Origin of the sequence: Streptomyces sp. NPDC002088, from assembly GCF_040296605.1 — a bacterium.
Lineage (GTDB): Bacteria > Actinomycetota > Actinomycetes > Streptomycetales > Streptomycetaceae > Streptomyces.
Genome location: NZ_JBEOXO010000004.1, coordinates 251824 through 274767 on the forward strand (window position 1 = coordinate 251824; position 22944 = coordinate 274767).

At 70.7% G+C, this 22944-nt stretch carries 20 protein-coding genes; 3 read left to right on the plus strand and 17 right to left on the minus strand.

The features are described 5' to 3' along the window. Positions 1 to 10: 10 nt before the first annotated feature. From ABT114_RS11075 to ABT114_RS11145, 16 genes are all read right to left on the minus strand, one after another. The gene (locus ABT114_RS11075; protein WP_351140992.1) at positions 11 to 568 is read right to left on the minus strand and encodes a hypothetical protein; all 558 of its coding nucleotides are present in this window, start codon (positions 566 to 568) and stop codon (positions 11 to 13) included. A gap of 57 nt (positions 569 to 625) precedes the next feature. Continuing rightward, on the minus strand, positions 626 to 1705 hold the full coding sequence (gene hypE, locus ABT114_RS11080; RefSeq protein WP_351140993.1) for a hydrogenase expression/formation protein HypE: 1080 nt from the start codon (positions 1703 to 1705) through the stop codon (positions 626 to 628). Beyond that, positions 1698 to 2822, minus strand: a complete 1125-nt coding sequence (hypD, locus tag ABT114_RS11085; protein WP_351140995.1) for a hydrogenase formation protein HypD — start codon at positions 2820 to 2822, stop codon at positions 1698 to 1700. Before hypD ends, hypE begins: the two co-directional genes overlap by 8 nt. Continuing rightward, the gene (locus tag ABT114_RS11090) at positions 2819 to 3139 is read right to left on the minus strand and encodes a HypC/HybG/HupF family hydrogenase formation chaperone (RefSeq protein ID WP_351140997.1); all 321 of its coding nucleotides are present in this window, start codon (positions 3137 to 3139) and stop codon (positions 2819 to 2821) included. Before ABT114_RS11090 ends, hypD begins: the two co-directional genes overlap by 4 nt. A 51-nt stretch (positions 3140 to 3190) precedes the next feature. Next, positions 3191 to 5593, minus strand: a complete 2403-nt coding sequence (gene hypF / locus ABT114_RS11095; RefSeq protein ID WP_351140999.1) for a carbamoyltransferase HypF — start codon at positions 5591 to 5593, stop codon at positions 3191 to 3193. Next, entirely contained in the window at positions 5590 to 6360 is a 771-nt protein-coding gene (gene hypB / locus ABT114_RS11100; RefSeq protein ID WP_351141001.1) for a hydrogenase nickel incorporation protein HypB, read from the minus strand. The genes hypF and hypB overlap by 4 nt, the downstream gene beginning before the upstream one ends. Positions 6361 to 6363: 3 nt before the next feature. Next, the gene (hypA, locus tag ABT114_RS11105) at positions 6364 to 6759 is read right to left on the minus strand and encodes a hydrogenase maturation nickel metallochaperone HypA (protein ID WP_351141003.1); all 396 of its coding nucleotides are present in this window, start codon (positions 6757 to 6759) and stop codon (positions 6364 to 6366) included. A 253-nt stretch (positions 6760 to 7012) separates the two neighbouring features. Beyond that, the gene (locus ABT114_RS50570) at positions 7013 to 7117 is read right to left on the minus strand and encodes a DUF6893 family small protein (protein ID WP_502988301.1); all 105 of its coding nucleotides are present in this window, start codon (positions 7115 to 7117) and stop codon (positions 7013 to 7015) included. A gap of 10 nt (positions 7118 to 7127) precedes the next feature. After that, positions 7128 to 7676 carry a hydrogenase maturation protease gene (locus tag ABT114_RS11110; protein WP_351141005.1) on the minus strand — a complete coding sequence of 183 codons (549 nt, stop codon included), beginning with the start codon at positions 7674 to 7676 and terminating at the stop codon, positions 7128 to 7130. Then, on the minus strand, positions 7673 to 9115 hold the full coding sequence (locus ABT114_RS11115) for a hypothetical protein (protein ID WP_351141007.1): 1443 nt from the start codon (positions 9113 to 9115) through the stop codon (positions 7673 to 7675). Before ABT114_RS11115 ends, ABT114_RS11110 begins: the two co-directional genes overlap by 4 nt. Further along, positions 9112 to 9849: a DUF6084 family protein gene (locus tag ABT114_RS11120; protein WP_351141009.1), complete on the minus strand. Its 738-nt coding sequence runs from the start codon at positions 9847 to 9849 to the stop codon at positions 9112 to 9114. The genes ABT114_RS11115 and ABT114_RS11120 overlap by 4 nt, the downstream gene beginning before the upstream one ends. Further along, complete coding sequence (locus ABT114_RS11125; RefSeq protein ID WP_351141011.1) at positions 9846 to 10571, minus strand: DUF5947 family protein; 726 nt, start codon at positions 10569 to 10571, stop codon at positions 9846 to 9848. Before ABT114_RS11125 ends, ABT114_RS11120 begins: the two co-directional genes overlap by 4 nt. Further along, on the minus strand, positions 10568 to 11140 hold the full coding sequence (locus tag ABT114_RS11130; RefSeq protein WP_502988302.1) for a NifU-related iron-sulfur-binding protein: 573 nt from the start codon (positions 11138 to 11140) through the stop codon (positions 10568 to 10570). Before ABT114_RS11130 ends, ABT114_RS11125 begins: the two co-directional genes overlap by 4 nt. Then, the gene (locus ABT114_RS11135; RefSeq protein ID WP_351141014.1) at positions 11137 to 12921 is read right to left on the minus strand and encodes a nickel-dependent hydrogenase large subunit; all 1785 of its coding nucleotides are present in this window, start codon (positions 12919 to 12921) and stop codon (positions 11137 to 11139) included. Before ABT114_RS11135 ends, ABT114_RS11130 begins: the two co-directional genes overlap by 4 nt. A 75-nt stretch (positions 12922 to 12996) precedes the next feature. After that, positions 12997 to 14085: an NADH-quinone oxidoreductase subunit B family protein gene (locus ABT114_RS11140; RefSeq protein ID WP_351141016.1), complete on the minus strand. Its 1089-nt coding sequence runs from the start codon at positions 14083 to 14085 to the stop codon at positions 12997 to 12999. A gap of 41 nt (positions 14086 to 14126) precedes the next feature. Further along, the gene (locus ABT114_RS11145; RefSeq protein ID WP_351141018.1) at positions 14127 to 15956 is read right to left on the minus strand and encodes a hydrogenase maturation protein; all 1830 of its coding nucleotides are present in this window, start codon (positions 15954 to 15956) and stop codon (positions 14127 to 14129) included. A gap of 805 nt (positions 15957 to 16761) precedes the next feature. Here ABT114_RS11145 and ABT114_RS11150 point away from each other — a divergent pair. Then, positions 16762 to 18909: an endonuclease gene (locus ABT114_RS11150; protein WP_351141020.1), complete on the plus strand. Its 2148-nt coding sequence runs from the start codon at positions 16762 to 16764 to the stop codon at positions 18907 to 18909. A gap of 23 nt (positions 18910 to 18932) precedes the next feature. Here ABT114_RS11150 and ABT114_RS11155 read toward each other — a convergent pair whose 3' ends face one another. Next, positions 18933 to 19247, minus strand: a complete 315-nt coding sequence (locus ABT114_RS11155) for a hypothetical protein (protein ID WP_351141380.1) — start codon at positions 19245 to 19247, stop codon at positions 18933 to 18935. A 300-nt stretch (positions 19248 to 19547) separates the two neighbouring features. On the opposite strand from ABT114_RS11155, the gene ABT114_RS11160 reads away from it, so the two are divergent. Both ABT114_RS11160 and ABT114_RS11165 read left to right on the plus strand, forming a co-directional pair. After that, complete coding sequence (locus ABT114_RS11160) at positions 19548 to 21434, plus strand: propionyl-CoA synthetase (protein WP_351141022.1); 1887 nt, start codon at positions 19548 to 19550, stop codon at positions 21432 to 21434. A 548-nt stretch (positions 21435 to 21982) separates the two neighbouring features. Then, on the plus strand, positions 21983 to 22873 hold the full coding sequence (locus ABT114_RS11165) for a CAP domain-containing protein (protein WP_351141024.1): 891 nt from the start codon (positions 21983 to 21985) through the stop codon (positions 22871 to 22873). Positions 22874 to 22944 lie beyond the last annotated feature (71 nt).

Consider the following 22944-nt stretch of genomic DNA (forward strand, 5'->3'; position numbering starts at 1 on the left):
CCCCGCCGGCTCACCCGGCCTGCCTCGGACGACCGCGGCGCCGGCGGTAGACGGTGACCAGCGCCACGACCCCGACCGCACCCTCGACGATCGCGGCCCAGGTCGCGGCGCGCAGGAAGGGACGGTGGGGCAGGGCCGGTGGCGCCTGGAGCGGTATGACTGCGGTGTCGTTGCCGGGGCTGCGGTCGTTTGGGTTGTACGTCCTGATGGTGCCGTGCGCGCCGGGGACCTGCCGGTCGATGCGGATGTGGAAGTCGATGGCGGTCGTACCGCCTCCGTTCCGCACCTCGGAGAAGTCGTCGTAACCGATGTCGCAGACGAACGCCCCGCCGGGCTTCTCCGGCCGCTTGCACGCCCACTTCCCGCCCGAGTCCTCCAAGGTGTACGGGATGGAGGTGACCGTGGTGCCCTCCGGCGGGACCACCTCGAAGCGGCCGAGCGTCTCGTCGCTCATCAGCCGGCCGGGGCCGAGGTCACGCACCCCGAGCCGCACCTTCACCGTGTCGCCGACCCGGCCCCGGACGGTCGCGGTGACCGGCTCGTGGTCGGCCTGCTCGGTGGTCTCCACGTTGAGGACGCCTTCGCCATCCCCGAAGCCGCGGCAGCTGTAGGTCTCCGCGCAGGATCAGCAGATCCGCGGCAGCTGTTCCCCGATCGGAAGGTCGACCACGCGCGTGCCGCCCAGCCCGGTACGGGCCACGACCATGCCCGGGTGATCTTCGACGGCCTCGCCGATGATCGCGGAGTCGCCACCCAGCGGGTGGGCTCGCATCGCCTCCAGGACCGCGTCGGCGTGTTCGCGCGGGACGAAGGCGACCAGCTTGCCCTCGTTGGCGACGTACATGGGGTCCAGGCCCAGGATGGCGCACGCGTTGGCCACGGTCGGCGGGATGGGCAGCTCGCGCTCCTGGATGATCACACCGGCGCCGGACGCCGCCGCGATCTCGTTCAGTGCGGCCGCCACCCCTCCGCGCGTGGGATCGCGCAGCACGTGCAGGTCCGGGGTGACGGCGAGCATGGCGTCGACCAGACCGCCGAGCGCGGCGCAGTCGCTCTCCAGCTCCACCCCGAATTCCAGGCCCTCGCGGACGCTCATGATCGCTACTCCGTGGACGCCGATCCCACCGCTGACGATCACGACGTCGCCGGGGACGACCCGCTGCGGACGCAGGTCGACGCCCGCCGGGACGAGGCCGATGCCCGCGGTGTTGATGAAGATCCCGTCGCCGTGGCCGGCCTCCACCACCTTGGTGTCGCCGGTCGCCACCTCGACGCCCGCGGCGCGCGCCGCGGCACCCAGCGCCTTGGCCACCCGGTCGACCACGTCCAGTTCGACGCCTTCCTCCAGGATGAAGCCGCAGGAGAGGTAGGCGGCGCGGGCGCCGCTCATGGCGAGGTCGTTGACGGTGCCGTTGACGGCCAGGTCGCCGATGCTGCCGCCGGGGAAGAACAGCGGTCGCACCACGAAGGTGTCGGTGGAGAACGCCAGCCGTACGCCCCCCAGTGTGAAAGCTGCGGCATCGCCCATCTGGGCGAGCGCCTCGCCTCCGTAGGCGGGCGCGAACACATGCTGCACCAGCTCGGCGGAGAGCGCCCCGCCACCGCCGTGGCCCATGACGACCCGGGGCCGGTGGCGCAGCGGAGCCGGGCAGGTCCACGCCTCGGGGTCCAGTGCGGGTACGCGCAGGTCGGTGGTCTCAGGCAACGGGGCTCGCCTCCCGGGGTGCGGTGGGGATGTCCAGCCGGCGGTAGAGGTAGTACGCGGCGCAGGCGCCCTCGCTGGAGACCATGGTGGCTCCGAGCGGGGTGCGGGGGGTGCAGAGGGTGCCGAAGGCCTCGCACTCGTGCGGCTTGATCAGGCCCTGCAGGACCTCGCCGCTGCGGCACTCCTCCGGTTCGAGCGTCTGGATGCCGGTGACCGAGAACCGGTACTCGGCGTCGTGGTCCCGGTACTTCGGGGACAGCCGCCAGCCGCTGTCGGGGATGACGCCGATGCCGCGCCAGGCGCGGTCGGTGACCTCGAAGACGTCCTCCAGCATGGCCTGGGCGGCGGGGTTTCCCTCCGGGCGGACGGCACGGGCGTAGGCGTTGTCCACGGTGTGTTCGCCGCGTTCCAGCTGGTGGACGGTTCGGCGTACGCCTTCCAGGATGTCCAGCGGTTCGAATCCGGTGACGACGATCGGTACCCGGTGGCGTTCGGCCAGTTCCGGATACTCCCGCACGCCCATCACGCTGCAGACGTGGCCGGCCGCGAGGAAGCCCTGGACGCGGCAGCTCGGGGACCTCATGATCGCCTCGATGGCGGGGGGTACGCGGACGTGCGACACCAGCAGGCTGAAGTTCGGGATGCCGAGCTTTCTCGCCTGATGGACCGTCATGGCGTTGGGGGGCGCCGTCGTCTCGAAGCCGATGCCGAAGAACACCACCTCGCGGTCCGGGTTCTGCTGTGCGATGCGCAGGGCGTCGAGGGGCGAGTAGACGACCCGTACGTCGCCGCCTTCGCCGCGTACCTGGAACAGGTCCCGTCCGGTTCCGGGCACCCGCAGCATGTCGCCGAAGGAGCAGAAGATCACCTCGGGGCGGGAGGCGATCTCCAGTGCCTTGTCGATGACTTCCAGCGGGGTGACGCACACGGGACAGCCCGGCCCGTGGATCAGTTCGACCTCGTCCGGGAGGAGTTGGTCGATGCCGTGGCGGATGATGGTGTGCGTCTGTCCTCCGCACACCTCCATCAGGGCCCATGGCCGGGTCACCGTGGAACGGATGTCGTCGAGGAGCCGGCGGGCCAGCTCCGGGTTCTGGAACTCGTCGATGTACTTCACTTCCGCGCCTCCTCGATGACGTCCTCGACCTCGGCCGGGGTGGCTCCGCCCGCTTCCGCGGCCAGTTCCCAGGGGTCGCCGAACTCCTCCTGCAGCATGCCGAGGGTGGCGAAGAGTTCGAGCGTCCGCTTCGCCGACTCCTCGTCCAGCCGCTGCAGGGCGAACCCGACGTGAACGATGGCGTACTCGCCGACCTGGAGGTCGGGCAGGTACTCCAGGCACACCTCCTTGACCACGCCGCCGAAGTCGACGTTGGCCATGCGGGTGCCGTCGCGTTCCTCGATGTCCAGCACTCGGCCGGGTACCGCCAGGCACATGGGCCTCTCCTCGCTGTGGGTCGTTCGCGTCGCCCGGTGCTGCCGGGGCAGTTATCGGTCGGTGTCTCCCGGCCGGGCCCTGGTGCGGGCGGCCACCACCAGCTGGCCGAGCGCCAGCCCGCCGTCGTTGGGCGGGACCAGGTGGTGACGCAGGACCGTGAACCCGTCCGCGCGCAGCGCCCCGGCGCAGGCCGAGGAGAGCAGGGTGTTGGCGAACACCCCGCCGCTGAGGGCCACCGTGTCCAGCCCGTGCCGCTCGCGTGCCCGCACACACATCGCGCGGACGAGACCGGTGACGGCCCGGTGGAAGCGGGCTGCGACGAGGCCCGCGTCCACGCCCGCCCGTAGGTCGTCGACGATCTGCGCGAGGACGGGTGCCGGATCGGCCCGCACCGGGCCGCCGCCGTCCCGCTCCGGGGGCCGGAGGGCGAACGCGTAGGCGGTGACGTCCGCGGTGGGTGCGTGCAGTGCGGCGGCCTCCAGCTCGACGGCCGCCTGGGCCTCGTATCCGGCCCGGTGGCACACCCCCGCAAGGGACGACACGGCGTCGAAGAGCCGGCCCATGCTGGAGGTGGGGACGCAGTTCAAGTCGCGTTCCAACTGCCGTTCCAGTACCTGGCGTTCGCCGGGAGGGCAGGCGGCGACGCAGGCGAATGAGTCCGACCAGTCGATACCGGCCGCGCGCAGGTGAGCGAGCGCCATGCGGTAGGGCCGGCGCACGGCGGCATCGCCACCGGGCAGCGGGACGTACGCGAGATGCCCGAACCGGGTGAAGCCGTCGTAGTCCGCGAGCAGGATCTCCCCGCCCCACACCGCGCCGTCGTCTCCGTGGCCGGTGCCGTCGAAGGCGACGCCGATCACCTGACGGCTGCCGTCCAGACCGTGTTCGGCCATGGCGGCGGCGACGTGGGCGTGGTGATGCTGGACGCCTACGACGGCCCGCCCGCCCGCGTTACGGTCGGCCCACTGAGCGGAGCGGTAGCCGGGGTGCCGGTCGGCCGCCAGCAGCCCCGGCCTCACTCCGGTGATCGACTCCAGGTGCGCCCGGGCGCGCTCGAAGGCCCGCTGGGTGCTCAGGTCGTCCATGTCGCCGATGTGCGCGGACAGCCACGCCCGTCGCCCCTCCCCCACGCAGAACGCGTTCTTCAGGTCGCCGCCGACGGCGAGGGCCGGCCGCACGGGCACCGGAAGCGACACGGGAAGCGGCGCGTGGCCGCGGGCGCGTCGGATCACGAGGGGCTGTCCGTCGCAGACCCGCACGACGGAGTCGTCGCACGGCACATGGATCGGCCGGTCGTGGGTGAGCCAGGCGTCCGCCAGGTGTGCCAGCCGTTCCAGCGCCTCGCCGTCGTCGGTGACGATCGGCTCGCCGGCCACGTTGCCGCTGGTCATGACGAGCAGCCGGGGGCCGTCGGGGTCGCCGGGCAGGCCGAGCAGCAGATGGTGCAGCGGCGTGTACGGCAGCAGCACGCCGAGGTCGGGGCTGCCGGGCGCGACAGCGACGGCCGGCCGTACCGCCCCCTGCGCCGGGTCCGTACGGCGGCGCAGCAGCACGATGGGTCTGGTGCCGCCTTCGAGCAGGGTTCGCTCCTCGGGACTCAGCCGGACGAGGTGCTCGACGTCGTCCGCGGTCCTGGCCATGACGGCGAACGGCTTGTCTCCCCGGGCCTTGCGGCGGCGCAACAGGGCGACGGCATCGGAGTTCGAGGCGTCGCAGGCGAGGTGGTAGCCGCCCAGACCCTTGACCGCGAGGATCGCACCGGCCGCCAGGAGCGCGCGGGCGTCGGCCACCGGATCCGCCCCCGTGACGCTCGTCGCCTGCCCGCCGAGGGCCTGTTGCGGGACGAGCAGGCGCAGCCGCGGACCGCAGGCGGGACAGGCGACCGGCTGCGCGTGGAAGCGGCGGTCGGCCGGATCGGCGTACTCGCGGGCGCAGTCGGAGCACATCGCGAAACCCGCCATGGTGGTGTGCGCCCGGTCGTACGGCACACCGGTGACGATCGTGAAGCGCGGTCCGCAGTGCGTGCAGTTGATGAACGGGTGGCGGTGGCGGCGGTCGGCGGGGTCCGCCAGTTCGCGGAGGCAGTCGGCGCAGGTGGCCGTGTCCGGGGAGACCAGGGTGCGCGCCGGTCCGTCGGTGCGGGAGGCCAGGATGGTGAACGCGGTGCCACCCGTGGCGGGCACCTCCTGGTGGTCGACGGACTCCACGCGGGCCAGCGGTGGCGCCTGGGCGGCGATCCGCTCGCAGAAGCGGGCGACGGCCGAGGGTGCTCCCTCGACTTCGGCGACGACGCCCTCCGGAGTGTTGGTCACATGCCCTGACAGGTCGAGCGCGGTGGCGAGGGTGTAGAGGTAGGGCCGGAAGCCGACTCCCTGGACCACGCCCCGGACGGTGACGCGACGGCGCGACGGCGGGTCACCGGCGACCGCGGTCACGGACGGCGGAGCGCTCACGGGTGCGTGTGGGCCGTGGCGCCGGCGTGGGAGTGGGTGTGGGTGTGGGTGTGCGTAGGGGAGTGGTGGGGCGCGTCCGTCCGGCGGGCCATGACGGGTTCGTGCAGGGGCGCGCCGTCCGCTGCCGCCAGCGCCCTGTCGAGCAGAGTGCCGACCCCTTGGCCCCGCCGGGCCGAGGTCAGCACCACCTCGACTCCGGGATTGACCTGCTCGACGTGGCTGCGGAAGGCCGCCTCGTCGAATTCGACGGCCTCGGCGATGTCGGTCTTCGTGACCACCACGAGGTGGGCGAGACCGAAGGCGGTGGGGTACTTCAGGGGCTTGTCCTCGCCTTCGGTCACGGAGGCGAGGACAACGCGCAGCGTCTCTCCGAGGTCGTAGGAGGCCGGGCAGACGAGGTTGCCGACGTTCTCCACGAACAGCAGCCGGGTGTCGTCGGGCAGCCAACCGTCGAGGTGCCCGCCGAGCATCGCGGCCTCCAGGTGGCACAGCCCGTCGGTGAGCACCTGTTTGACCGGGACGCGCGAACGCGCCAGCCGCGCCGCGTCGTTCTCGGTGGCGAGGTCGGCTGTCAGGGCCGCCACGGGCACCGATCGCTCCCGCGCCAGCAGCAGTTCGCGTTCCAGCAGCGCGGTCTTGCCGCTGCCGGGGCTGGAGAGGATGTTCACGACCGCTGTCCCGCGCGCTGTCATCTCGGCGCGCAGGGTGTGCGCGCTCGCATCGTTCTTGGCGAGTACGGCCTGCTGCAGGTCGACCACACGGCACATGGTTCAGCGCTCCTCGGGGATCGGTTCGCGGGCTGGTGCGTGCGTCCGGCCTTCGTCCCAGTGCACGCTGACGATCTGCAGTTCACGGCCCGCCAGCAGGTCGGTGCTCGTCCCGCCGCACTCCGGGCAGCTGAGCCGGGGCGGCATGCCGACGGCCCATTCGTGCGCGCACGGCGCGCAGCGGGCGCGCCCCGGTACCGCGTCCGTGACCAGTTCGGCACCCTCCAGAAGGGTTCCGGCGCAGGCCAGTTCGAAGCAGAAGGAGAGGGAGTCGGGTACGACACCGGCCAGTTCGCCCACCTGGAGTCGTACCGATCGCACCGCCTTGACGTCGCCGGCCTGTTGCGCGGCCCGCTCGACCTGGTCGATCACCGCCAGCGCGATGGACATCTCGTGCATCGGTCTCCGTCCTGGCAAGGGCCGGTCTCCGCCGACCGCCACCGAGCCGATCGGCCCGCCGGGCAGGGCGTCCACCGCCCCATTACAGAGGAGCCGTCCTGGGGCGGTGTACCGGCACGCCGTCGCCGGCCGGTCCGGTACACCGTTCGCCGCAACGGCTCGGCACGGCGTCACCGCAACGGCTCCGCACGGCGTTCACGCAACAGCTCCGCACGGCGCGCCCTCCCGGCCACCTGGCCGGGAGGGCGTCGGCTCACATCCTGCGCATGCGCAGGTAGCGCCTGATGTCGGGCAGGGACTGCACGAGAACGGCGGCGACAACGGCGGCGAACGCGCCGCCGACCAGGGTCTTGATCATTGCTCTCTCCTCACTTCGCGGCTTCGCCGACCGTGGCCCGCGACGCGGACTCTCCCGGCTCGTCGGCCCGCAGCAACTCTTCGATCAGCCGGACGGCCTCCGGTACGGCGGCGGAGACCGGCGGGCTGAGACCGATGCCCTCTTCCACCGAGGCCGGTTCGCAGCCGAGCACCAGCGTGCGCCGGGGCGGCTGTCCGCCGGTTCCGGCGCACAGGGTCCCCAGCAGCGCGAGCACGGTGTCGGGGGTCATGCGGTGCCCGTCGAGCGCCGCGCCGGGCGGCTCGTCCCCGCCGGCGCCGTCGTGCTCGATCACGTACAGGGTTCCGGGCGCCTCGCCCCGCGCGGTGGCGTCCACCAGGATCAGGGTGTCGTAGCCGTCGAGGACCTGGTACGCGAGATGCACTCCCCGTACGCCGATGTCCACGACTTCGACGTGTTCGGGCAGTTGCTTCCCGGTGAGTGCGCGCACGGTCTCGACGCCGAAGCCGTCGTCCCCGAGGAAGATGTTGCCGATGCCGGCGACGAGGATCCGTGCGGTCGCCTCCGCCGGCACGCTCATGCCTCGTCCTCCAGCGGTGCGACCTCGTCGGGCTGGAAGTACAGGAACCGGCCCTGCTCACGGCGGATGTCGGCGCCCGGATCGCCCTCGACCGTCACAGCCAGGTGCACCCCGCCGTCCACGTCGTGCAGTACCGCCTCGACCTTGGCGCTGCGGCCCTGCAGGAAGAGGTCCTGCGCGTCGGTGCGCCGCAGGCCCGGGCGCAGCAGCACCCGGCTTCCCGCGCCCAGCGAACGGCCGTCCACGACGACGCGGTCCTGCGCCGGATCGAAGCCGGCGTCGCTCGCCGGATCCCACCACGGGGTGTCCGGTTGCCGCACGCCGTACTCGTCAGGGAATCCCGGGCCCGCGGCACCGACCGGGTTCGCCGGGCCGGGGCCGGTCACGTCGCGCAGGCTCCGTACCGCCCCGTGCAGGCGTTCCAGAACCTCGGGGGGCATCGAGTCCGCCAGGTCGATCACCGCGGCGGCCCGCGCGTCCGTCCCTCGGGCCTCGCGCTTCTCCTCGTCGGTGAGGGCCGCGGTCCGCAGCGCGAGGATCTCGTCGATCTCGGTGGCGTCGTAGAGCGCTCCCGGGCTTTCCGGGGCGATCGCGGGGTGGTCGTCCAGGATGATCGGCGAGGACAGCACCAGGTCCGCACGGCCGGGTTCGCCGGCGAGTACGGGCCAGGTGTGCAGGTTGCGGCAGGACGCGATCGCGCCCTTCGCCCACTCGGGGGGATCCGTCATGGACAGGAAGGACCCCACGCTCAGTCCCATGAGGAGGTGTGCGGCCACCAGGGAGTACGGCAGCGCTGCCTCCCGGTCGGCCGCCCGGCCCTCCGGGGGCATCCAGGTGCTGGTGTTCTCGACGACGGCGGTCAGCCGCATGGCCCGGTAGGGCCCGTCGAGTTCGCGGGCCGAGAGCCGGACGGCACCGCTGATCTCCTCGCAACGACGGACCAGTCGGCCCACTGTCCGGCCCGTCGCGTCGAGAACCGGCTCGGTCTCCTCCCGGGCGGGGCGGGCGAAGGGAACCGTGACGCCGTCCCCCAGGAGCTCGTCCACCGCCGCCACCACCTCGACGTGCTCCTCGGCTCCTTCGTCCCAGGGCACCAGGACCCGGTCGTCCAACCGCAGTTCGGGAACCGTGTCGAAGCCACCGTCCGGGCGGGCCCGCTGCACAACCCGTCGCCGGGCGTGCAGGAAGCGCAGCTCGACCGACAGGGTCGCGCCCGCCTTCGGTTCCATCAGGCATTCCGTGTGCTGGAAGTCGTGCTCCTCGCACTCGGCACCCCAGGCAGGCGGTACGAGTACCCCGAACTGCCAGCGCAGCCGGTTCTTGGCCGCCGAGGCCCGGTACGGGTAGAGCACGTAGCCCTCGAAGAGAACGGCGTCGGCGACCTGCCGGGCGAGGGCGAACCGTTCCTCGGTGGCCGGGGTGAACGCGGTCACGCTCACGGGGCCGTCCTTCCGGTGCTTCGCGTCAGCGCCGCGAACGGGTCCGTACGAGGCGAGTCCGTACTGGGCGAGTTCGTCCGGGGCGGGTCCGTCCTGGGCGAGTCCGCCGTGCCGCGTTCGTCGAGGAGATCGAGCAGCGTCGCCTCCCAGGAGGGCAGTGCCCGCCGTGAGCGGTAGGCGAGGAGGGCATCCATGGTGTCGCGGGGCAGCCGGATCCAGCCGCACCCGGGGAAGTGCTGTTCGAGCATCTCCCGCCATGCCGTGACCGGCATCCGGAAGGACGTCTCACGGTCCCAGGGAATCGGCTCGACGCGGAATCCGCCGGTCCCGGTGAACGCCGTACCGGAGAAGAGCATCAGCAGTGGCACCTCGCCGTCGTCCAGCGCGTCCAGGTATCGGGGCGCGGCGACATCCATGTCGTACGTGCAGGGCACGGCGAGGTCGGTCTCGGTCTCGCCGGTGAAGCTGGGGACCATCACCGAGACCTGCGCGAGCTGCACCGGCTGGAGGGTGCTGCCCCACCGTGAGCGCTCGCCGAAGAGGTCCTTCAACCCGTCGGCCTCCTCGGGCTCGTAGCCGCGCCGGGCGGGCTCGATGCGGATCTGGCAGCGCAGCGCGAGGGCGTGCACGCGGGCGTTGCCGGCCGCGGTGACGCGCAGCCGGAAGACGAGGGTCGGTCCGGCGGCGTACCGGTCGGCGCGCACTCCGGTGCACGCGAAGGAGAACTCCGTCACGACCGGCCCGCCTCGCTGACCGTCTTGCTCACCGGCTCGCTGACCGGCTCGCTCACCGTTTTGGCGCGTCGCGCGACCTGCGCGAAGAAGGCGTCGAGGGCGGCCCGCGCCTCGGCCCCGCCGTCGAAGCCCTGCCACAACAGCCGCATACGGCCTACCAGTTCGTAACAGATGTCGATCGGTACGAGGTAGCACTCGCAGCGACCCTCGGTGCGCCGCAGCAGCAGTGCCTCCACGTCGGGTTCGAGCAGTTCAGCGAGGCGGCTCTCGCCGAGGACCGCCGTCCAGGCCGCGGGGTCGAGTTCGCTCTCGGTGGCTCCGGCCGGGCTCGGGTAGAGGGCGACCAGCCGTTCAAGGGCCGCGTTGCGGAAGAAGAAGGCGACGCCGACCGGGATGTGCAGCGCGTCCCACGCGCTCTGGTCGAGGCGGTGGTCCGGGTCGGTGAGGTAGCGGTCCGGGACCGCGCGGAAGCGTCCCGCGGCGGCGCCCGGCTGTTCCATCAGCAGGGCGCAGGCCGTACAGGCGCAGACGAGAGCTCGCTTCTCGGTGTCGACCAGGTGGCGGTGGTCCTCCTCGGGCACCGCCACCGCACACAGCTCGCACCGCTCCGGCCGGGGCGGACGCTCGGTCAGGAACCTGCGCAGGCCGGCCGTGCCGCGCGGGGCCGGTCCGGGAGCCCGGAGGGGTGTCGGGGATACGAGGTGTGTCCGGGATCCGCTCATGGTGTCTTCGCCGCCGCCATGCGGGCGGTCTCAGGGCCGTTTCCGATTTGGAGCAGGGCCGGCCCGGCGGGTGCGGCGGTCTGGACGTCGACCGCCTTCACCTCCGGTGCGAAGCAGGCGAGCGCGTCCTCGACGGCCTGCCCGGCGGACCCGGCGGTGGCGGCGCAGCCACACCCCCCGCCCGCCGAGGCCCGCAGCCGCAGGGTCCCGCTCGCCTCGTCGAAGTCCACCACTTCCAGGTCGTGGCCCCGGACGCTGCCCAGTGCCCGGGCGATACGGGCGTCCCGGTCCTCGGGATGGAGGTCGTGCAGGACGAGCAGGCTCGCCACCAGTTCGTCACCGAGCAGTGCTGTCAGGGAGTCGCCCGCAGGACGCCTGTCCCGGGGCGCGGACAGCAGCTGGACGATGCGGGACAAGCCGGCTCCGTAGAAGTCCATGAGGGACCGGACGAGCTCCTCCGCCGCCGCGGCGGCGCCGTCGCCGGTGGCCGCCAGCCGGTCCAGCACCTCCTCGACGCGGCGTCCGGTCTGTTCGGCGTTCACCGCGCTTCTCGCCTCCACCGCGCTCAACCGCCCAGTCCGCTCAGCCCGGTGGGCACGTGCATCTTCTGCACGGTCTTACCGCCGCCGACGTACATGTGGACGCCGCAGGGCAGGCAGGGGTCGAAGCTGCGGACGGTCCGCATGATGTCGATGCCCTTGAAGTTCTCCGGGGTGTTCTCCTCGAAGATCGGCGTGTTCTGCACGGCGTCCTCGTACGGGCCCGGCGTGCCGAAGGAGTCCCTGGTGCTGGCGTTCCAGGGGGTCGGCGGATACGGGTGATAGTTGGCGATCTTGCCGTCGCGGATCACCATGTGGTGGGAGAGGACACCGCGCACCGCCTCGGTGAATCCGACGCCGATGCTCTCGTCCGGCACCTCGAACTTCTCCCAGGTCTGGGTGCGCCCGGCCCGTACCTCCTCCAGCCCCTTCTCCGCGAAGTGCAGGGCGACGGCCGCGGTGTAGGCCTGGAAATAGGTCCGCGCGCGGTTGCGTTCAAGCGCGTTGCTCCAGCGCGGGATCTTCCACTCGAAGGTGGTCTCGGGCTTGGTCATCGTGCGCGGCAGATTGATGACCACGCTCTGGCCGGTGGCCTTCACATAGCCGGTGTCGACGAGCCCGGACAGCGCCGTGGACCACAGCCGCGCGATGGGGCCGCCGCCGGTGTCCAGGGCGAGGTGGTCCTTGCCGTCGAACCAGCGCGGGGACATCACCCAGCTGTACTTGTCGTCGAAGTTCCGCTTCTGCGGAGCGGGGATGGTGTGCTGGTTCCAGGGGTGGCGCGGATCCACCGGGTTGCCGAGCGGGTCGTGGGTCACGAACTGCTCCTGGCCCTCCCAGTCCTCGTAGTAGGAGCTGCCCAGCAGGATGCGGATGCCGAGGTTGATCTGGGTGAGGTCGTTGGTGACGAGTTTGCCGTCGACGATGATGCCGGGCGTGACGAACATGCGCCGGCCCCAGTTCGTCATGTTGGCGTATGTGAAGTCGCAGTACTCGGGGTCGTTGAGCGCCCCCCAGCAGCCCAGCAGGACGCGTCGGCGCCCGACCTCCTCGTATCCGGGCAGCGCTTCGTAGAAGAAGTCGAAAAGGTCGTCGTGCAGGGGCACCACGCGCTTCATGAACTCCACGTACCGCATGAGGCGGCTGAGGTAGTCCGTGAAGAGCTGCACGGAGGCGATCGTGCCGACACCGCCCGGGTAGAGCGTGGAGGGATGCACGTGGCGTCCCTCCATCAGGCAGAACATCTCCCGGGTGTAGCGGCTGACCTGGAGGGCCTCGCGGTAGAACTCGCCCTCGATCGGGTTGAGCGAGCGCATGATGTCGGCGATCGTGCGGTAGCCGTGGTCCCCGGCGTGGGGTGCTTCGGTGCGCTCGGCCAGTTCGAGGACACCGGGGTTGGTCTCCTTGACCATCTTCTCGCAGTAGTCGACCCCGACCAGGTTCTCCTGGAAGATGTTGTGGTCGAACATGTACTCCGCGGACTCGCCGAGGTTGATGATCCATTCACCGAGGTGCGGGGGCTTCACGCCGTACGCCATGTTCTGGGTGTAGACCGAACAGGTGGCGTGGTTGTCGCCGCAGATGCCGCAGATACGGCTGGTGATGAAGTGCGCGTCGCGGGGGTCCTTGCCGCGCATGAAGACGCTGTAGCCGCGGAAGACCGACGAGGTGCTGTAGCACTCCGCGACCCGCTTCTGCTTGAAGTCGATCTTGGTGTGGATGCCCAGGCTGCCCACGATCCGTGTGATCGGGTCCCAGGCCATCTCGACCAGGCCACTGCCGTCGCCGGCCGCCTTTGTCTTCGGTGCCATCTGTGTGTGCCGTGCCCTTCGTTGCGCGCGAGTGTGGGAGGTGAGGCGGGTCAGGGGCTCACGTACGGCGAGGGCTCACCACGGTGGCCGGTACCCGGTGGTGATGCGTTCCCCGGTGTGGCGCCACTTCGGCTCCTTGTCCACGGTCCGGCCCGTCACGGACCGCAGTTTGCGGATCACCGCGCCGTAGGCGCCGCTCGCGGTGACGGACACCCTGGCCCCGGGGGGCTCGTCCATGAAGGGCATGAACTTGTCGGGGAACCCCGGCATGGTGCAGGCGATGCAGATGCCTCCGACGTTCGGGCAGCCGCCGATGCCGTTCATCCAGCCGCGCTTGGGCACGTTGCACTTGACGACCGGACCCCAGCAGCCGACCTTGACCAGGCACTTCGGCGAGTCGTACGTCTCGGCGAACTGGCCCTGTTCGTAGTAGCCGGCGCGGTCGCAGCCCTCGTGCACGGTGGCGCCGAACAGCCAGGTCGGACGCAGCTTGTCGTCCAGCGGGATCATCGGGGCGGCACCGGCCGCCTGGTAGAGCAGATAGGTGAGTGTCTCGGAGAAGTTGTCGGGCTGGATCGGACAGCCGGGGACGCACACGATGGGGATGCCCGCCTGCGACTTCCAGTCCCAGCCGAGGTAGTCGGGCACGCCCATGGCACCGGTCGGATTGCCGGCCATGGCATGGATGCCGCCGTAGGTGGCGCAGGTGCCGATGGCGACGACCGCGAGCGCCTTCGGGGCGAGCCGGTCGATCCACTCGCTGGTCGTGATCGGCTGGCCGGTCTCCGGGTTGTCCCCGAAGCCGCACCAGTAGCCCTCGGGCTTGATGTCCTCATTGGGGACGGACCCCTCGACGACCAGTACGAACGGGTCGATCTCGCCCCGCTCCCCCTTGAAGAACCACTCGATGAACGTGTCCGAGCCGCCGACCGGGCCGCACTCGAAGTCGATCAGCGGCCAGTGCACGGCGATCTTCGGCAGGCCGGGCAGCACACCGAGCACGATCTCCTCGATGCTCGGCTGCATCGCCGCCGTCAGGGCGACCGAGTCGCCGTCGCAGCTCAGCCCCGCGTTGATCCAGAGAATGTGGATCGTGGGTGCCTCGTCGGCGGGCGTACTTCCGCCGTCCGCAGCGTCGACCGAATCCGGCGTTGCTGCAGTCATGGGACCGCCTCCTCACGGCGTAAGGGACAAAGAACTGCAAATCAACCATCAGTCTTCTTGCTACCAGCGATCCGTCCCCGGTGAGACGCCATCGTGGGCCGTTCCGGTGAGATGACGGTCGCCGTGGCCGGCCCCGGACCCCCGGAGTGGCCGGCCCCCGCTCCCGTCCTGGCGACCGCCGCGAGATGGGCCGGGGTGCCGGACGGGCTCTCCTTGCGGACGAACGCGCGACGCAGGGCGTGATAGGAGGCGTCGGGATCGTGGAACGTCCGGCGCATCCGAGCCAGTTCCCGCTCCCGGAAGCCGGCCGGCGGCGCCACGCTCTGCCGACGGTCCGCCTCCGCCTTCTTCGCGGCGATCCGCGCCCCGGTCCCCGGCAGCGACGCCAGCCGCGCCGCCAGTCGGCCGACCTCCACGGCGAACTCCTGCGGCCCGCACTCGATCACCTGGTCGACGAGCCCCAGGCGACGGGCGCTCACGGCGCTCATCGGCAGGGCCTCACTCATCAGCCGCTCTGCCGCGGCGACACCCACCCGGCGCGGCAGGCTGTACGTCCAGTACTCCGAGCCGTACAGGCCCAGCAGACGGTAGTGCGGGTTCAGGACGGCGCCCGAGCGGCACCACACCTCGTCGGCGGCCAGGGCGAGCATCACGCCTCCCGCTGCCGCGTTGCCCGCGACAGCGGAGACCACCAGCCGGTCCGTCGTCGTCAGGACCGCCTCCACCAGGTCGTCGATCGCGTTGATGTTCGCCCAGGACTCGGCGCCGGGATCGTCCGCGGCCTCGATGACGTTGAGCTGAATGCCGTTGGAGAAGAAGTCCCGTTGGCCGCCCAGCACGAGCACGGAGGTGGGCCGTGCGCAGGCCTCCCGGTAGGCGTCCAGCAGGCGACGGCACTGAGTGGTGCTCATCGCACCGCCGGGGAAGGAGAAGGAGAGGAAACCGGTGGTGCCGTCCTCCCGATAACAGATGTCCGTCCAGGCCGCGTTCGGCGTCTCGGGGGACGACAACGGCGCGGGCCGCTCCGGCAGTGGCGGAAGCCGGTTGCCGAGGGCCTGCACGGCGGGCAGTTTGAACGTGGGCGGCTGACCCGGCCGGCGCCGGGGCCTCAGCTCGGGAATCCACACGGCGCCGTCCTTCGTCGCTCGGCAGACCGCACCGGCCCGGGTGGCCAGCAGCTCGCCCGGGCGTCCCCGCAACACGTCCTCGGGGTGGCCGCCGTGGAGATACCACTCCTCGCCGAGCAGCACGTCCAGCACACCGGGCTGCGAGTCCGCGGCCCGCAGCTTGCGGACGACGCTCTGCGTGCAGTCCTCGTCCCAGTCGATCCGCCGGACGCTCTGGTCCAGGTAGGGACGGACACGCGGCGGGGCGGCGGTCGCGCCTGGCGCGTCCTGCGCGAGCGGAACGTAAGTGCCGGTGGCGAAGCGCTCCACGGCGAGCAGGACGGCCGAGAGGGCGGCGTCAGCGATCTCGTTGCGGTACAGGTCGCTCTTGGCCACCGACGGCAGCCGGCAAGGGACGGACGCCCACACATCGCCGGCGTCCATCTCCTCGTCGGCCTGCAGGACGGTCACGCCCCACCGGTCGGCGCCCTCGTGAATCGCCCAGTCGAGAGAGGAGGGGCCCCGATCGCCGACGGGACCCGGATGGACGATGAGGCAGGTGTACGCCGACCACACCTCCCGGGGGATCGCCGTCTTGAGCATCGGCGCCAGGACGAGCTGCGGCGCGTGCTGTCGCACGGCCTCCGGCAAAGACCGGCCCCGCACGGCCAGTTCCACCGCCACGGTGTGGCCGCGATCCCGCAGTTCGGCATGGACGCGCTGAGTGAGGCTGTTGAACGCGCTGGCCACGAGCAGGATGTGCACGGCTGCCTCCCGGCGGACGAGGATGCGGGCGAAGACGCCCCGGCCGACTGCGATCGTCAGGTATGCCGAACCGATAATCCACGGAGACAGGCTGTGGGGTCACCTGAAAGCACGCGCCGAGCCGCCGCCCCGCTCTACCGAGGGGTGCGGGTGGATGCCTGTCGCGCCTCGACGGACGTTTGCCCGAGTCGGCTGCGGCGGCACGAGCGGTACGGGCAGTAGGAACGGGCGGCACGGGCAAGTAGGTACGGGCGGCACGGTCTCTCGCTCCGGGACCGGAACCCTCGAAAGCGGCGACCCGACCAGCACTCAGGCCATTCCCGTCCGGCCCGAGTCCACGGAAGGACCGGACACGCCGGTCACCGTCGTATGACCTCGTGTGACCTGTGGGCGCCGAGGACCCGCCGCCCCGGCCGGCTGCCGGAGGCCGGACAGCGCCACGGTGAGGCGGCCTATGGGTACCTCGCTCCAAGTGGCGGTCAGGTGCGCTCTCGCACAGACTGGGTCATGCGGGCGGCATCAGATGTTTCGCGCATCAGCCAGCGGAAGCCTTTCCCATGGGTTCCTCCGGTGGGTTCTCCGGTGGGTTCCTCCGGATGGCGCCGCCGCCGAAACTCGCCCCCCGGGGTCCGACCGTGGCGGCGACGCCCGCCGTTCGGCCCGAGCCGTTCGTGGTACGCCTGGTCCCCCCGGTGCACCGGCGAGCCGGACCTCGCCGAGCCCCTACCCGGAAGCGCAACGGCACGCCCGTGCGCACGCTGCTGAGGCAGGGCGAAGGACGGAACGTGCGGCGAGGAGATGAGCCATGACCAGCACGGCATATCGACCTCAGACGGACTATCTGCAGCAGGTGGAGCGGGCCACGGCCCGGTACGACGAACGGGCCGGGGCACGGGAGCAGACCCGGCAAGTGATCGATGAACAGGGTGTGCTGCACGCAGACGCGCCCGACCGGGTCACCAAACGGCTGGCGCGCCTGGGAGCGGACTGGTCACTGGCCACCACGCTGGAGGGCACCCCTCGCCGGGCCACCACCGGACGCAGCCTCCCCGGGCTGCCCCCGGACAGCTTCGGTGCCGACGTGCTGGGCCTGGAACGGCTGATGGGACGCAACGACCTGATCGACGTCAGGTTCCTCGAGACCGGCTATCTGGCCGCGCGCTCCGTGGGACGGATCTGCGTCCGTGCCCCCGAGGCGCACTACGGAACCGGTTTCCTGATATCCCCGTCCCTGATGCTGACCAACAACCATGTGCTGGCCGGCCTCCAGGAGGCCGAGCGTGGGGTCATCGAGTTCAACTACCAGGCCGGCATCGACGGGCAGACGATGCTGCCCATGGTCTTCGACCTGGAACCCGGCCGGTTCTTCGTCACCGACCACGACCTGGACTTCACGCTGGTCGCGGTAGCCGACCGGAGCCGCACCGGCGAGGGGCTGGACGACTTTTCCTGGCTGCGTACGAGCGAGGCCCAGGGCAAAGTGATCCTGGGCGAGATGGTCAACATCATCCAGCACCCCAACGGTGAGCCCAAGCAACTGGCGTTGCGCGAGAACCAGGTGGTGGACCTGCTCGACCACTTCATTCACTACGCCACCGACACCTCACCTGGCTCCTCCGGCTCGCCTGTCTTCAATGACCAGTGGGAAGTGGTTGCCCTCCACCATGCCGGCGTCCCGCTCAAGGACAGCGACGGCCACTACCTCTCCGTGGACGGCAGCCCGTGGAGGCCCGAGATGGGTGAGGACCAGCTGGCATGGAAGGCGAACGAGGGTGTACGGATCAGCCAGGTGCTGCAGGCCGTGCGACAGGCCCCGGTGTCCGGCCCAGCCACCGACCTGCGGGCCCGCCTCTTCGAAGCCGCCGCGCCGCCCCTCACACCGCCCGGCGTGCCTCAGTCCCTCCCCGACGGAAGGCCTGAACTGGCTGCGCCCGCCGGAACCGACGGGGCCTTGCACCTGACAGTGCCGCTGCACATCACCGTCGGCATCACAGCCCCGACAGTCTCTTCCACCGCCCCGCCCGCAGCCACCACGGGCGTCGGCGGCGCCCCCAGTGCCGCGCCGGCGGCCGTAGCCCCGGTGAACGGGCACATCTCGCCCGCGGAAACGGACCTGAAGGCCGCGCTGGCCGGTCTGGACGCCGGCCGGGACCGCACGTACTTCGACGCCGAAGCCGACCAGGCCGCACGGCAGGCCTACTACGCGGGACTCGACGGCACCGGGCTGGGCCGCGCGCTGACCGACCTGCTGGAACACACCCACGAACGTCGGCCCGCCTACCAGCCGATTCGGATGCTGTACCCGTGGGTTGACCTGCACCCCGACAAACAGCTGCGCAGCATATATTCCGGCCAGGTCTTCGCCCCCGAGGACTTCATACGCGCCGACGCCGCCGTGGAAGCCGCCCGCATCCAGCGCTGGCAGGAACTGATCCTTCGCGAGACCGCCCTCGGCCCGGAAGCACTCACCGCGGAAATGGACGCACTGGAAGCCGCCCTGGCCTACAACTGCGAGCACGTGGTGCCGCAGTCCTGGTTCGCCAAACACGAACCCATGCGCGGCGATCTGCATCACCTCTTCGCCTGCGAGACCACCTGCAACAGCTTCCGCAGCAACATCCCGTACTTCGACTTCACCGACGTCCAAGAGGTCGTACGGACCTCCTGCGGACGTCGGGAGACCCAGGGCTTCGAGCCGTCGGCAGGCAAAGGGCCCGTCGCCCGGGCGACCCTGTACTTCATCCTGCGCTACCCCGGACTGGTGGGGGACGTCACCGCCGAACTGCAACCGGACCAACTCGGCACGCTGCTGTCCTGGCACGAGGCAGACCCCGTCACCCCGTACGAACAACACCGCAACTTCGCCATCGCGGAGATCCAGGGCAACCGCAACCCGCTCATCGACCACCCCGAATGGGCCCGCGACATCGACTTCACCCACGCCTGGTCATGAAAACCCGCCGCTGATCCAGCCAGTCACCGACGATGTCCCTCGGGCGCCGGGCGCTTCTCACACCGCACAGGTCGCCGACCTCGGCGTGGAGACGCTGGGCCGACGTCGGCGAGGACGGCATCGGCCAACAGCTGTGCGATGGATCGCGCGTACGCGCCGGTGCGGCCGAGGGTGGGGTGGGCGTACACGGTGCGGGCGGCCTCGTGGACGGTCAGGTCCCACTGCTGGGCCAGGGTCGGCTCGGGCACACGGACGTACGGCAGCACCTTGTCCGCCTCCAGCACCTGCTGGACGCCGTCCCTGCCGGTGACCGTGACGCGCACGGAGCCGGCGCGCACCGCTGAGTCCCCTGACGCCCAGCGTCAGATTCGTCGATACGGCAATCCCAAGGACGTCGTGCTCACCCACCGGAACCCGGTGGCCGACATGGCGCGTGGGTGCACTTGCCCACGCACGTCGACCTCTCCAGGAGGAAGTGGTCGCATTCGCGGACCTCGGTGGCATCCTGCGTGGTCGTCGGCCCGCTGCCCGCCGGCGTCCTACTCGACCATGTCGGCCGGCATACGGTATTCGTGTCCCGCACCGTTCTCCACGCGCCGCCACTGCCCGGCCCCTCGATGCGACAAAGGAGTCCGTACATGGGAACGTACGAGGATGTCTTCCGCGCCGGCACCGAAGACCCGGAGAACTTCTGGCTGACGGCGGCTGAGGGCATCGACTGGGATGTCGCCCCGCAACGCGCTCTGGACTCCTCGGGCGCACCCTTCTATCGCTGGTTTCCCGACGGGCGGCTCAACGTCTGTTTCAACGCGGTCGACCGGCACGTCGAAGCCGGCCGCGGCGAACAGCCCGCGCTCATCTACGACTCCCCCGTGACCGGTACCCGGCGCACCTACACTTACGCGCAGTTGAGGGACGAGGTGGCGGCCTTCGCCGGAGTGCTCGCGCGACTCGGTGTCGGGCGCGGCGACCGGGTGGTGATCTACATGCCGATGGTTCCCGAGGCCGCCATCGCGATGCTGGCCTGCGCGCGTATCGGTGCGGTCCATTCGGTCGTCTTCGGCGGGTTCGCCCCGCACGAACTCGCCGTCCGCATCGACGACGCCGCCCCGAAGGTGGTCGTCTCCGCCTCCTGCGGCATCGAGGGCAAGCGTGTCATCGCGTACAAGCCGCTGCTCGAGCGGGCGATCGAACTCGCCGCCCACAAGCCGGAAAAGAGTGTGATCCTGCAACGACCGCAGGAGTGGGCCGAATTGGGGCCCGACGATCTCGACTGGGCCGAACTGGTCGCCACCGCGTCGCCGGCCGACTGCGTTCCCGTCCCCGCCAACGATCCCCTGTACATCCTCTACACGTCCGGAACGACCGGAAAACCCAAGGGAGTCGTCCGCGACTGCGGCGGCTATGCGGTGGCCCTGCACTGGTCGATGGGTGCCGTGTACGACGTGGGCCCGGGCGAGACGATGTTCACCGGCTCCGACGTCGGCTGGGTCGTCGGACACTCGTACATCGTCTACGCGCCCCTGCTGGTCGGCGCCACAACGATCCTGTACGAAGGCAAGCCGGTCGGCACGCCCGACGCGGGCCAGTTCTGGCGCGTCGCCGCCGAGTACCGCGTCAAGACCATGTTCACGGCACCCACCGCCTTCCGGGCCATCCGCAAGGAGGACCCGAAGGGAACACTCACCGCGGACTACGACCTCTCCCCCCTGCGCTACCTCTTCCTCGCCGGCGAACGCCTCGACCCCGAGACCTATCACTGGGCAAGCGCTCTTCTGGGTGTCCCGGTGATCGACCACTGGTGGCAGACCGAGACCGGCTGGCCCATCGTCGCCAACCCGGTCGGCATCGAAGCCGCCCCCGTCAAGCCCGGCTCCCCCACCCGCCCCCTGCCGGGCTGGGACGTCCGCGTCCTCGACCCATCGGGCGACCCCGTGCCCGCGGGCGTCGACGGTGCGATCGTCGTGAAGCTCCCCCTGCCGCCCGGCGCGCTCCCCACCCTCTGGAACGACGACGACCGCTACGTCGCCTCTTACCTCTCCGCCTACGACGGCTACTACCTCACCGGCGACAGCGGCCACGTCGACGCCGACGGCTACGTCTTCGTCATGGGCCGCACCGACGACGTCATCAACGTCGCCGGACACCGACTGTCCACCGGCAGCATGGAAGAGACCCTGGCCGCCCATCCCGACGTCGCGGAATGCGCCGTCATCGGCGTCGCCGACGCCCTCAAGGGACAGGTACCGCGCGGCTTCGTCGTCCTGAAAGCCGGCATCAGCCGCGAACCGGGCGAGGTCGAGGCCGAACTCGTCCAGCTCGTACGCGACCGCATCGGCGCCGTCGCCTCCCTCAAGGACGTCACGGTCGTGGCCGCCCTGCCCAAGACCCGCTCGGGAAAGATCCTGCGCAAGACGATGCGCGGCATCGCCGACGGTCGCGACGAACCCATCCCCTCCACGGTGGACGACCCCGGCGTCATCGAGACCCTGCGCCCGATTCTCCGCCGCGCCGATCCACGCTGACTCGCGAGGTCTGCGACCCCGGCAGCATCCCCGTGCCCGGGACATCCTGTCCCTTCGGCCACACAGTGTGTCCGGATTGTCCAGCAGCCTGCCACCACGGACCCGGCGGGTGCTACCCGAAGGCCGACCAGGACCGGAAGCTTCGGTTCCGTGACATCCGACACATCGGCTCCGGGCACTAAGCGTGCCGGGTAGTAGATGCCACTCTGACGACATATGGGATTTGTCCGGCTTGGCGGCTACCCATTTCGCGCCAGGCTCTACGGCATTCGGCACGCTCGGCGTTTTCACCCACTCTTGGGCCCATAAGGGTTTCTGACGAGGCAACAGCGTTTCCCCGATGGCCGTAGAAACCGGACCAGCACGCCCCCACGCCCATGGCAAGGGCGGTCCGAGCCTACGAAGCGAGGTAGTACGAGGGCCCTTTGCTCTCTATCTGAAGGCTTCCTAAGAATGACGACCGCAGGGCGTCTCCGCAGTTCAGGAGCGGAGTCTGCGCAGAGCCAGTCACACAAGGGGCGCTCCGCGACTACCGAGTGAGGTCAAGCATGGGGAAGCACCGCAAGAACCAGCACTACCGGCGAATAGCCATCGCCGTCGCCGCCGTGGGCGCCGTAGGCATTCCGTCCGCCGCCATGGCGTGTTCCGAATGGCCGGACAGCGGAGGAAACCAGAGCTCCAGCGCCGGGATGACGACGGCCGCGGACTGGCGGAACGAAGCCGCCTGGGACCACGACTGGATCGGCAGCAAGGGGAGCGAGCTCCCTTCGGCTGCGTCGCAGACGCCGACCGCCTCCGCGAGCGCCGCGCAGACCACCTCTGCGAGCGCCGCGCAGACCACCTCCGCGAGCGCCGCGCAGACCGCCGCACCGAAGCCCAAGAGCACCTCGCCTTCCAGCACCGCGAAGAGCACGGCCCCCAAGCTCAGGACCACCGTGTCTCACCGCGCCCCGAAGGCCACCGCCTCCGCGGCCCCCACGTCTGCGAGCACCCCCGAGGTCACCGCCTCCGCCTCCGCGACTCCCCCGTCTGCGAGCACCCCGCAGGCCACCGCCACGGCGTCCGGGGCCACCGCTCGCATCGTGGAACTCGTCAACGCCGAGCGCAGCAAGGTCGGTTGCTCGGCCGTGACCCTGAACGCGACCCTGACCAAGGCCGCACAAGCGCACAGCGAGGACATGGCGACCCACCAGAACATGTCGCACACCGGATCCGACGGATCCGCCCCGGGCGACCGGATCACGAGCGCCGGCTACAACTGGAGCACCTACGGCGAGAACATCGCCTACGGTTACGCCTCTCCCGAGCAGGTCATGGCGGGCTGGATGGCCAGCCCCGGCCACAAGGCCAACATCCTCAACTGTGCCTTCAAGGAGATCGGCGTCGGCCTCGCACAGCCCAACGACTACTGGACCCAGGACTTCGGAACTGCCCGATAAGCGACGGTAGGGGCCATGGGCTCTCGGTCGGCATACGCCTGCGCAGTGACGTACGGCTGTCACCGAGAGCC

Bases quoted from the DNA above. Each gene is read 5' to 3' on its own strand.
- ABT114_RS11090 (WP_351140997.1), bottom strand. From the start codon at position 3,139: ATGTGCCTGGCGGTACCCGGCCGAGTGCTGGACATCGAGGAACGCGAC.
- hypB (WP_351141001.1), bottom strand. From the start codon at position 6,360: ATGTGCCGTGTGGTCGACCTGCAGCAGGCCGTACTCGCCAAGAACGAT.
- hypA (WP_351141003.1), bottom strand. From the start codon at position 6,759: ATGCACGAGATGTCCATCGCGCTGGCGGTGATCGACCAGGTCGAGCGG.
- ABT114_RS50570 (WP_502988301.1), bottom strand. From the start codon at position 7,117: ATGATCAAGACCCTGGTCGGCGGCGCGTTCGCCGCCGTTGTCGCCGCC.
- ABT114_RS11110 (WP_351141005.1), bottom strand. From the start codon at position 7,676: ATGAGCGTGCCGGCGGAGGCGACCGCACGGATCCTCGTCGCCGGCATC.
- ABT114_RS11125 (WP_351141011.1), bottom strand. From the start codon at position 10,571: ATGAGCGGATCCCGGACACACCTCGTATCCCCGACACCCCTCCGGGCT.
- ABT114_RS11135 (WP_351141014.1), bottom strand. From the start codon at position 12,921: ATGGCACCGAAGACAAAGGCGGCCGGCGACGGCAGTGGCCTGGTCGAG.
- ABT114_RS11140 (WP_351141016.1), bottom strand. From the start codon at position 14,085: ATGACTGCAGCAACGCCGGATTCGGTCGACGCTGCGGACGGCGGAAGT.
- ABT114_RS11150 (WP_351141020.1), top strand. From the start codon at position 16,762: ATGACCAGCACGGCATATCGACCTCAGACGGACTATCTGCAGCAGGTG.
- ABT114_RS11160 (WP_351141022.1), top strand. From the start codon at position 19,548: ATGGGAACGTACGAGGATGTCTTCCGCGCCGGCACCGAAGACCCGGAG.
- ABT114_RS11165 (WP_351141024.1), top strand. From the start codon at position 21,983: ATGGGGAAGCACCGCAAGAACCAGCACTACCGGCGAATAGCCATCGCC.